A 9,628-nucleotide genomic window follows, 5' to 3' on the forward strand; every position below is an offset into this window, starting at 1 on the left:
TCATTAGGTTCGGCATGTCCGGCTGGTGGGTACCGTTCGGGCCGTCCTAGTGGGCTCCGATCAGACTGTCATACTCAGCCGGGCCGCCTGCGCCGCCTGCGCCGCCTGCGCCGAAGAGTGCGAGCAGCACGCCGGCATGCACGAACACTGCAGGATCTGCGCCGAGGTCTGCCGCCGCTGCGAAGACGCCTGCGCCGCACTCCTGACTGCGGTGGGGTGAGACACCGGGCCGCCGCCCGCTGCCGGCTGGCTGATCTATCTGCTAGCCGATCTCCTCCGGCCGGAGATGCGGTGTTCCCGCCGGTGGCCGCAGTCCACTCATCGTGACTCTAACAAGCCGGTGGGCGGCTTCGCGGGAGGTCAGCCCGGCTGCCGCCTCCAAGGCGTGCAGGCAGTACCCGGCGAGCTCGTCGGGAGCGACATCGTCACGGAAGACCCCCGCCTCTGCGCCCTCGCGCAGCAGGTCAGCGAGGAAGTCGTTGAGGTGCTGCTGAGCGCGGCTCACATGTTGGCCCTGGTGCAGCCGCGCCGCCTCTGCCCCGCCATGGCGCGAGTAGGAAATCATGGCGTAGGTCTGGAGAACGGCTTCGAGCTGCCGCTCAGGGCCGTCGGCGCTGTGCCGGACGTGGGCCAGTTGTTCCAGGTGTGCCTGGACCTGGCGCTCGTGCCAGGCGTCGAGAATGGCGTCAACATCGGGAAAATACTTGTACAGAGTAGCCCGCCCGATCCCGGCTGACTGGGCAATCTGCGACATCGTCACCGAGGCCAGCCCCTGCTCCCCCACCAAAGCAGCTGTGGTGTCCAGGATGGCGGCCCGGACCGCGCTCCGGTGCGTCTCGATGGTCTGGTTCCAGAGTTTCGGCATTCCTGAATTATACGCTTCGTCGCGCCTTGGACATCTTGACGGGTACGATACATACTGTCTTATAAGAAGCGGCCGCTATGGCTAACGACTGCACGGGAGAAACGACATGACAAACGAGCGAAACCGCCCAGAAATGGGCACAGAACGCGACAGAGAGACTCTGACCGGTCCGCCCCGCTGGGTCAAAGTCTCCGCGATCGTTGCGGGCATCCTGATCCTTGTCGTCATTGCCGTCATGCTGCTCACCGGGGGTCAGCACGGCCCCGCCAGACACGGATTCGGCATTGCCGCACCCGTCTCACCCCCCGCTGCTGTGCAAAGCCAGCCTGACCCGCCCGCGTTCCGCCATGACGGCGGCCAGATGTGAGCCTCCGATGCTCCTGACATCCGCGACCCGGAAATTTGTGCTGACCCTGCATGTCATGTCCTCAGTAGGCTGGACCGGAGCTGTCGCTGTTTTCGTCGTCCTCGACATTGCGGCCCTGCCCGGGCCGGACCCTCAGCTGGGACGCGTCCTCTGGCTGGCCCTGCAGGCGTCCGTTTGGTCCCTGCTCGTTCCGCTGGCCTTCGCCTCCCTGCTGACCGGCCTCATTCTCGCGCTCGGAACGGTGTGGGGTCTGTTCCGGCATTACTGGGTGCTCTTCAAGCTCGTCCTCACGCTCATCGCGACCGTCGTGCTGGTGCTGTACACCCAGACGATCAGCACAGTAGCGGGCATGGCGGCAAACCAGGCGATGTCCGGCTTGGGCTTTCCCTCTACCCTGCTGCACACCGGCGGTGGCCTCCTGGTGTTGCTTCTGACAACCGCCCTGGCCATCTACAAGCCTCGGGGCATGACACGGTACGGCCAGCGAAAACGACTGGAGCAGCGCAAGCAGGCCGTGCCGTAACAACTGCGGCATCGTCGTGGAAAGCGGCCACGTGAGCGTTGTGGAAGCTAGGATCCGATCCAGCAGCGACGATGGGGATCAGAATGCGGATTCAGGCATCGTCTGGGTTATCGAGTTGCTTACGCAGCCGCTGGACCTCGGCCTCGGCCGCGGCAAGTCGGGCCGCAATCTTCTTCCGGTCGATGTTTGGCGACGGGGCCGGTGCCGGACTCGTCTTCGAGACTAGCCAGCCGATCCGCTGGTAGCCAGTGATCCGCCGGACGTGCGTACACGTGAAGCAGTCTCTCTCTGGTTCGGGGCGCGGCCAGCGCAGGTCGATCATCTTCCGGATGTGGTCTCGCTCGGGGCCCTCGTGTGGCCAACCAGTGTGCCCTTCCGCGGCCCAGCATTCCTCGAAGTCGCGGCGGATCTCCTCTATGCGCTCCTCGGACACCAGCCTGGGCCCGTTCTCAGGCTTCCAGTCCACGTCGGTGCAGACCTGCGCGTAGTGCCCGCAGGCGAGCTTGACCCGCCAAAACGCCGACGAGTGCGGCTCGGGTTTCCGAATCTTCGCCCAGTCTTCAGCATCCATCCAGTCGTACTCCGGTTCCTCGGGATCAGCCGGGAACTCCGTGACCTTCCGATCAACCCACTCGACGATGTCGCGATATGGCTTCTGGGTACGCCCGTGGTCGGTCGTGCACCAGTACTCTCCTGAGGGAAGCCTGCATCGGGTGATGAGGTCGAGGTAGCTGCGATCGTCCGGATACTTGTCCTCTCCGTGCGTGTAGACCTCGCGTGTACATCCGCACTCCAACTGGACGCGCCAGCGAAACATGTCCTTGGGTTCTGGGACGAAGAGAGGCCAGAACACCGGCTGGTACCGCTGCCGTAGCTCGGCCACAGCCTTCTCGAACTCCCGGAGCGCCTCCTTCTGGGGCCGCGCCCGCCCAGGTACTCGCTTCAGCAGTTTTCCGGTTTCACGTGTCTGGTCGTCGACCGGGGCAGTCTCGCCGACGCTCATTATTCAATGCTCGTCCACAGCGTCACCCAAGTCTAGGAACAGGCCGGACATCATCCCGAAAACGTAGCTTTGAACAAAAGCCAGGTCCTGCGCAGTTCCAGCTGATGGTTTCTCGTTCGGCTAACAGGTTGGCACCATATCCCCCATGCCTCTCCACGATGCGCACGTGGGGAATTTTCTTCTGCCTTGCACCGGGAGCACCTCGGCGACAATGGCCAAATCAGTTGCGCGGACTGGGACGATACGAAAACGTGCGCGCTAGCTAGAGGGCAAGCCCAGCTTGTCGAAGAATGCCCTGTTCCGTTCAGTGGCCGCGTTGACGAGCCGGTCAAAGTTCATGACCTCGATGTAAGCCTTATACGGTTCGTTGAAGCCGAAATAACCGAGGCCGTCGTGGGTCGGGCGCAGGCCCGCATACTTGCACCGGTCGATCATCGTCGGCGTAAGATCTGCGACGACGTAGCAGAACGCGGGCAGCTCCGGTGTCTCAGGGATCGGGCGTCCGGATGCTGTCTTAACCCCGCCGGCGCGTACACGTTTGACGTAGTCCAGGCACTGCTGGATCGGGTCTTTGTCCTCCGAAGCGTCGTTGCGCATCGGCCGCTTGATTTCAATCACGACAATCGACGGCAGCGGGAGCTTCTCCCCCTCTGCCGCAAGTACCGGAGTGTCAACAAGCCGAGTCGCGATCACATCCGGTTCCTTCATGGAATCGGACCCGGTGATCGGCATGCTCTTGAGCGTTTTGTCAGAGGCGAGGTAGTCGTGAAACGCAAGCCGCTCATCGATAATCCACAGGTTTGAGGCGTCGGTCCCGATCTCGTTCGAGGTGGTCCGCATAGGGATAAGCAGCGAGTGGATAACGTCCTCTCTCCTGTATTTGCCCTGTTCGTCGGACCTGATCAGGCGGGCGAGGATGTCGAGGATCGTACGCCGTCGAAACACGTACGCGGCCAAGTCTGACTGGTTGATCTCAGTAACCGTGTCAAGGTAGTGGGTGAGGCGTTCCTCGTAGTTCTCCATAGGCACGGAGCCAACTTCAGCGAACACAACCTGGCCCTCGGCGATGGCGTCGGCTTCGAGTTTCTGCAGGTTTCTGTGGAGAAGAAGCTCCAGGTCCTGATCCTTTATGGATGGGTCGACTGTAACGCCCAGTGACTCAAGTCGAGTCAGAACTGGCCTGTACCGCGGCGCACGATTGCTCACGAAGTCGTTGACCCGGGCCGCGCCCTCTTTACGGGCTGCGGTGAGCGGAGCGGCGAGGATTTTCTCCACTTCTTGCAGCACCCCAGCGCGGATATCGTCCAGCGAAATATCGTCCACCAGAGGCGTGCCCGCGACCCGTTCACTGATGTCGAAGGCAGTTCGATCCGAGCGAACATGAGCATCAAGGTAATCGGAGGACAGATAGCAAACGTACGTGAACTCGGCGGATGTCTCGTCCTTGAGCCTGCCGTAGAGCCCGGGTACCTTGCTTGTGATGTTCTCCTCCAGGACCACGCGGCTCGCGGCACACCAATAGAGCTTCGGCGCAGGGTTCCGTGTGGACGACTTGAGGCACAGATTGACCATGTCGAACTTCTCGCCCTTGACGTCGATCGTGGTCGTCGGCATCTCGGAGTACACGAAGTCGTCCATCAACTCCTTGAGCGACACGGCCTCATCGTCTTCGACGATCGTGACCTCCGGCGCACCGCCCGGCCGGAGGAAGTACCAGATGCAGTGCTCGAACACTTCCCGGGCGATGGCGTCGACGGTCTTCGGCGCGTTTCGCTGAAACGCATCCTTGAATCCGTCCAAGAGCACTACCGTGCCGGTGTCCTCGAATCCATCCGGGTCCTCGACATGCTCTACCTCCCGCTCGATGGAGAATCTGAACTGACGTCCACGGAGCATCCCTGCTGCACCGTCTTCGTAGGCGCTGCGGATCGAGACCCTGTCGAATGCCTTGAGCCAGAGCAGACGTCCGACGCCACGGCAACCGATCCCAGCCTTGTAGTCGCTGTCCAAGGTTTCGAATGAGGCCATGTTCTCCGGGGTGAAGCCGACACCGTTGTCCTCGATGCTGAAGCCGACGATCGGATTCAGCGCACGGCCGGGACCGGCTGAGCCGAAGCCCAGATCGTCCTGCGGGCTGCGCCGGACCTTGACCGTCAGACGCCCCCGCTCGATTGCGTCGCCGAAGCGCGCGTCAAGGGCCTGGACGCCGTTGACGACAGCCTCCAGGAGAGGCAGGAGCGCATGGCTCTTCGGCAGGCTCGTATTCCGGACGCGCCCCGCCAGAGATGTAGTCAGCGCCATGCGGCTCCTCCTTGCTCAGATGTGGCTACTCTATCCGTCAGCTCGGACATTCCTTGGCATGACGCAATCCCGGAGCTGTGGACCTACCGCAGATTGGGAGGGGAGGTGAGGAACACGGCTGCTCGTTCGTCCTGCAGGAGTGTAGGGGCTTCTACGCCCAGCGCAATTTTCATTCGCTGTCTGATCTCCGGCGACCTGACTTGGGGGAAATCTCCCCACCAGCACAGGTATTGGGCGCTAAGTCACATGCTTCACGGTCGAAAGCAGAGCGGTAAGCGCTATCACCAGGTCGATGCCCCAAGCGCACGGCCGGAAGAACCGCAGAAACAGTGCCCATCAACACCCTCCCCCAAGGCTTTAGGGCAGGCTGGGCAACGGCTGATCCGGCCCCTGTCCCTGCGGGCACGGATCTGCTAGGAGACAGCAGCCGGGGGTGGACGGATAATGAGCGGCAATGGAACCAAAAGCTGATGTTTCACGTAGCCCCAGCCCAAGGGAAGAGTGGGCCTACAGGCTGCGTGACGATGCGCCGTCCGAGCGGGTGCACATCGTGGCGGTGCACCAGGAGGGTCGAAGATTCCGGGTCGACATCCGTCACTTGCACGGCCATCCACCGGGCAGGGAAGAGAACGTCCCTCGTTCCCGGCTCAAGTGCCGTGGGAAGACGTAGTCCCGTACAACGCCTCCATGGATGGCTGGAGGCGGCTCAAGGCCGAGTCCATCGACGACCATGAGGCGTCGGCCCTGTGGGCGGCCCTTGAGTTGGTTGTACCTTTGAGGTCGCCGAGCTGTCTGTCGCCTCAAGCGACGATTCGTTGACGGTCCACGATCACATCGCCTTCGAAACGCTAACCGGGCAGACCGTGGCCGCCGCGCATCTGAAGATACGGAGCCTTCTTGGCGGCGAGTCCTGCCTGCTTCATCTACGCGTGACACCGCTGTTCTTGTCGGACCTCCTAGTTAGCGTTAAGCCTGACGACACTATTAGGGGGACACATGTTTGACCGAGACACCGAGTACCCAACAGCCGTAGCGAGCTACGATGACGAGGGCATCAGCGCGGCGATCGACTGGTGCGTCGAACAGATGCAGACGGATGACACGCTCTCTGTCTGGACGGCACTACAGTCGAACCTCGGCAACTGCGACGCCTTGGAGCGCCTCGTGCAGCGACACAGCAACGTGTCGCATATCACCGGTCGTGGTGGCGGGACGCCACAAGGTACCGGTACCGTGCTGATGGCTTGGCCGGACATGGACGACATCGGGAAGCTGGTGCGCTACGGCCACGGGATCCGCGCCATCTGCGTCATCACTTGGAACGCCGACCGAATCCGCTCGTGGGTCACGGCGATGAAACCGGACATTCTTGGCGACGGCTCGGACTGGAAGCCTCCCTCCGCCGAACTCGACCCGATCGTCATGGAGGCTCTGAGAAGCCTGACGCTTACGGTGAACCACAACAACACGATATCGGCCGGCTTTGAGAAGGATCAGGTGGTCGGCGTACTCCTGGCGCTGCGCGACGCCAGAATCCCGATGGACGCCGACGCCATGCAGGGCTGGGCCCTTGCTCAAGGGTGGGCCGGCAAGAATCCGGAGCGGCTGGCGCAGTACGTCCGGGACATCAACGGCGGGAAGCGCCCGCGAGCCCGGCACGTGCTCCGTACGGACTATATCGACTACCTGCGGCAGAAGCTGGCATCGGGTGACGATCCTGACGCTGAGGATTAGGAATCGCAGTCGGGTAATTGACTACCCATCTTCTGGCTCCTCTGCGAGTCCGAAGTGCGCGGCGATGTCGCTGAGTCGTCATCCCAGCTTTGAGGTCGCACGTCGTGCATGACGAGCGCCGGGCAGGAGCTCGGAAAGGGCTCTGTCTACCCGAAGAGCACTGCTCCGCATGGTGAGAAATGCCCGTAATTACAGGGAACACATCACATAATTACTTAAGGACATACCCCCGGAGGACCGCGCACTTAAGTGTGCATGCGCTCTGGAATGCGGTTATGTCCCTAAACAGGCATTCGGGCGAGGGAGTCCGGGATCAGATCTCGTCGAACGGCAGCTGGACGACCGCATCGCCCGGGTCTTCGGTGCCCGAGGGCGGAGCTGCGCTCGGGTGGTCCTGGTACAGCGCGTCGGAGGTGATCTGTTCGTAGGCGTCCGAGATGCCTGCGCCCCTGGTCCCGAGGAGCTGCTCCCAGTCGAATCCCATGCACACGATTTTATCGGCCGTTATCGAACTCGCGAAGGATCGCCTCGACACGCGCGGTCAGTTCGTCGGCGCGCTTGAGGACCTGCTCTTCCTCCTCGCGCGACATCTGCCGCCGGAGGCTGGCCTGCATCGCAGCCGCAGCAGGCCCCGGCCCAGGTGCGGGCTCCGGACCGTCGAGCAGCAGGGCAGCGGCACTGATGACAGCCGACAGCGAGGACGGGTGCATGGAGTGGTAGGGGTCGATCCACCCCCAGCGATCGACGGCGGGCAGCATGCCGACGCAGAGGTGCCAGTCCGGATTGGGGTCTGGCCGCAGGTGCCGGTGCGCAGGTCCTTCTTCGTCGCGGCGGTGCCCCAGGGCCCGGACGGAACCGTGCGACCATCCGTAGTTGGTGCCGAGCACATCGAGCCACGACCAGGTGACGCACGCCGGACAGGCATCCGGTTCCGGGGTGACGCCGATCTGCCCGCGCACCCGGTTCATTGCGTCCGGCGGCAGTCTCAGCGCACCTGACCTGTCCAGCCCGAGGCCTCCGTGGGAGGGCGGTGCCAGCAGAACCGCAGCGAAGAGCATCCGGCGCAGCCGCAGCCGGAAGACCCAGTGGGTGTCCGGGTGCTGGATGATCGCCGTCGCGCGCTGGATCAGCCGCTGAAGGGAATTGGGGTCGTCCCGGCGCCGGCGCGGCCAGGCCGGGGCAGTCTGGGGTTCGGGGGCGAGCAGCCGGCGCAGTGATGCGAGCACAGCTTTTGGCGGATCCGCCTGCCGCGAGAACAGCGTGAGCGTCGGCTCGTCGAGCCGAAAATCGGGTACACCTGCGACGGTGCACCAGTCGGTCCAGAGTTCAGGGAGTGCCGTCGTCATTCTCCTGATTGTCCCATTGGGGCCCGGTTCGGCAAGAGCGTCGCGTCACGCGAAGGTACGGACGTTCGGATGGGGCTTGAAGAACCGGGAAAAAGGCGGCTGGCATCCAGGGCGGGTCATGGTGAGCGGCGAATCGATCAGAGTCTGATCAGGTCTTAGATTTCTCTTCGCACTACCTCCCCGTGATCTTATCCGGGACGGTGCGGCGGTTGTTTTTCCCTCACCGCGTCACGCGAGGGCGGTCTTCCTCCATGCCCCGATAAGCGCACTTATCAGGGACCCAACGGCAAATGTCACTACACCGACTTGCTCCGAGCCAGATCGTGGGAAGGACAGTTCCCGCAAGCGGCCCGACGGGCCGCCCTATCCGCGGGTGGCAGATCAAGCCACTAGCACGCGAGAGGGACATGCGTGGATGATCCGAAGCGTGAACGACTCAGCGCGTAGCAGTGACCACATTTAGAATTGATCCCATGGAGCGCAAAGGTAAAAAGGGGCAGGCTTCTTCCGAGGCCGCCGCTAAAGCCATCGCGTTGCGGCCGATCCCGCCGGAGGCCATTCGCTCCGGGGCCACTGTCGCGGCCGCCATCGCGATCCGTCGCGAGCAAGAGCGTCTGACGGCACTCGGGGGCAATCCAGACCGGCGCTGACGCGAGCTTGCGATTGGACCAGAAGTCATCCCTAAGCAGTCGGGAATTCGGCGTCCGCCGGCAACCCTGTACTGCACCTTGAACGGCCAGGGGCGCTACGCTCGGAATCCTCCGACCGCCACACGCCGGCGGGTTCCTGCGGTGGAGTAGACTCGGACCATCATGATCAGCCCGTTGCCGTCAGGCAGGCCTGATTTTCTTTGCCACTGCAGGCTCCGCTTCTCTGCGAAGGCTGCTCTCAGTTCGTCGACTGATTCGGGATGCGGTGGTGCAGCCGAACGAATTCGACGGGCACCTATTTGTCGCGGCGCCCGTGCCGTCGTAGGGCTCCGATATCAAGGCGGCGCGGGCCTCGGTTGCCTGCTTGGGCCGGCCTCGGTCTTCCAGCCCACCTCGTCCACGATCGCTCCCAAGTCTGAGCTCGAGACAGTCCATGGCGATATCAAAGGCCAATTCCATGTCGGTAACCCGCGAACCGGCTACGCACCGTCTTCCTTAGCCCCACGGGCAAAGTCGGCGAGTGACAGCGCCATCTGCGCCTTTGTGAGCAGCAGGTGTCCCCCTGCCATCCTTGATCAAGGTACTGGTCTCATGAGTAGGCGATCTCCGTCACCACGTCACCTCTCCATGCTCCTCTATATAGGCATGGTAGATCGGTTGGGATCTCGCAGTGGTCGGTGTCCCGGAAGCGGGTCTCATCGACCACACTCCGAAAGTTTTGGGGGCCAGAGGCGGGCACCCACCTCGTAACCTGCAGTCACATGGGGTTAGCCTCTGTTGGTGGACACCTGAAGTAGCGGGATCCTGGGATTCTGCGGGAAGGTGTTCTTGTGAGCACA

General features: G+C 62.8%; 9 protein-coding genes and 1 pseudogene. 5 read left to right on the plus strand and 5 right to left on the minus strand.

Going from position 1 to position 9,628, the window contains the following annotated elements; translation table 11 throughout:
* Positions 1-94: 94 nt before the first annotated feature.
* Positions 95-220, plus strand: a pseudogene (locus PV772_RS22500) (four-helix bundle copper-binding protein); the annotation flags it as partial.
* A 42-nt stretch (positions 221-262) separates the two neighbouring features.
* Here the strand turns inward: PV772_RS22500 and PV772_RS22505 are convergent.
* Positions 263-865 (minus strand): TetR/AcrR family transcriptional regulator, encoded by a 603-nt coding sequence (locus PV772_RS22505; protein WP_109864159.1) that lies wholly within the window; start codon positions 863-865, stop codon positions 263-265.
* Positions 866-971: 106 nt separating this feature from the next.
* Here PV772_RS22505 and PV772_RS22510 point away from each other — a divergent pair, with 106 nt between their 5' ends.
* Both PV772_RS22510 and PV772_RS22515 read left to right on the plus strand, forming a co-directional pair.
* The gene (locus tag PV772_RS22510) at positions 972-1,232 is read left to right on the plus strand and encodes a hypothetical protein (RefSeq protein ID WP_109864160.1); all 261 of its coding nucleotides are present in this window, start codon (positions 972-974) and stop codon (positions 1,230-1,232) included.
* A gap of 55 nt (positions 1,233-1,287) precedes the next feature.
* Positions 1,288-1,755, plus strand: a complete 468-nt coding sequence (locus tag PV772_RS22515; RefSeq protein ID WP_347887640.1) for a DUF2269 domain-containing protein — start codon at positions 1,288-1,290, stop codon at positions 1,753-1,755.
* Positions 1,756-1,846: 91 nt separating this feature from the next.
* Here the strand turns inward: PV772_RS22515 and PV772_RS22520 are convergent, their stop codons facing one another.
* Both PV772_RS22520 and PV772_RS22525 read right to left on the minus strand, forming a co-directional pair.
* Positions 1,847-2,758, minus strand: a complete 912-nt coding sequence (locus PV772_RS22520; protein WP_347887641.1) for a hypothetical protein — start codon at positions 2,756-2,758, stop codon at positions 1,847-1,849.
* A gap of 258 nt (positions 2,759-3,016) precedes the next feature.
* Positions 3,017-5,059: an ATP-binding protein gene (locus PV772_RS22525; RefSeq protein WP_109864163.1), complete on the minus strand. Its 2,043-nt coding sequence runs from the start codon at positions 5,057-5,059 to the stop codon at positions 3,017-3,019.
* Positions 5,060-6,055: 996 nt separating this feature from the next.
* Between PV772_RS22525 and PV772_RS22530 the strand changes: the two genes are divergently transcribed.
* Positions 6,056-6,793 carry a hypothetical protein gene (locus tag PV772_RS22530; protein ID WP_165838086.1) on the plus strand — a complete coding sequence of 246 codons (738 nt, stop codon included), beginning with the start codon at positions 6,056-6,058 and terminating at the stop codon, positions 6,791-6,793.
* 313 nt (positions 6,794-7,106) lie between these two features.
* Here the strand turns inward: PV772_RS22530 and PV772_RS22535 are convergent, their stop codons facing one another.
* Positions 7,107-7,277 (minus strand): hypothetical protein, encoded by a 171-nt coding sequence (locus PV772_RS22535; protein WP_165838087.1) that lies wholly within the window; start codon positions 7,275-7,277, stop codon positions 7,107-7,109.
* 10 nt (positions 7,278-7,287) lie between these two features.
* Entirely contained in the window at positions 7,288-8,139 is an 852-nt protein-coding gene (locus PV772_RS22540) for a hypothetical protein (RefSeq protein ID WP_109864164.1), read from the minus strand.
* Positions 8,140-8,612: 473 nt separating this feature from the next.
* Between PV772_RS22540 and PV772_RS22545 the strand changes: the two genes are divergently transcribed.
* On the plus strand, positions 8,613-8,789 hold the full coding sequence (locus PV772_RS22545) for a hypothetical protein (RefSeq protein WP_165838088.1): 177 nt from the start codon (positions 8,613-8,615) through the stop codon (positions 8,787-8,789).
* The last annotated feature ends 839 nt before the right edge of the window (positions 8,790-9,628 follow it).

This window comes from Pseudarthrobacter sp. CC12 (genome assembly GCF_039907755.1).
GTDB classification, from domain to species: domain Bacteria; phylum Actinomycetota; class Actinomycetes; order Actinomycetales; family Micrococcaceae; genus Arthrobacter; species Arthrobacter niigatensis.

Bases quoted from the DNA above. Each gene is read 5' to 3' on its own strand.
- PV772_RS22545 (WP_165838088.1), top strand. From the start codon at position 8,613: ATGGAGCGCAAAGGTAAAAAGGGGCAGGCTTCTTCCGAGGCCGCCGCT.
- PV772_RS22505 (WP_109864159.1), bottom strand. From the start codon at position 865: ATGCCGAAACTCTGGAACCAGACCATCGAGACGCACCGGAGCGCGGTC.
- PV772_RS22540 (WP_109864164.1), bottom strand. From the start codon at position 8,139: ATGACGACGGCACTCCCTGAACTCTGGACCGACTGGTGCACCGTCGCA.
- PV772_RS22525 (WP_109864163.1), bottom strand. From the start codon at position 5,059: ATGGCGCTGACTACATCTCTGGCGGGGCGCGTCCGGAATACGAGCCTG.
- PV772_RS22515 (WP_347887640.1), top strand. From the start codon at position 1,288: ATGTCCTCAGTAGGCTGGACCGGAGCTGTCGCTGTTTTCGTCGTCCTC.
- PV772_RS22535 (WP_165838087.1), bottom strand. From the start codon at position 7,277: ATGGGATTCGACTGGGAGCAGCTCCTCGGGACCAGGGGCGCAGGCATC.
- PV772_RS22520 (WP_347887641.1), bottom strand. From the start codon at position 2,758: ATGAGCGTCGGCGAGACTGCCCCGGTCGACGACCAGACACGTGAAACC.
- PV772_RS22510 (WP_109864160.1), top strand. From the start codon at position 972: ATGACAAACGAGCGAAACCGCCCAGAAATGGGCACAGAACGCGACAGA.
- PV772_RS22530 (WP_165838086.1), top strand. From the start codon at position 6,056: ATGTTTGACCGAGACACCGAGTACCCAACAGCCGTAGCGAGCTACGAT.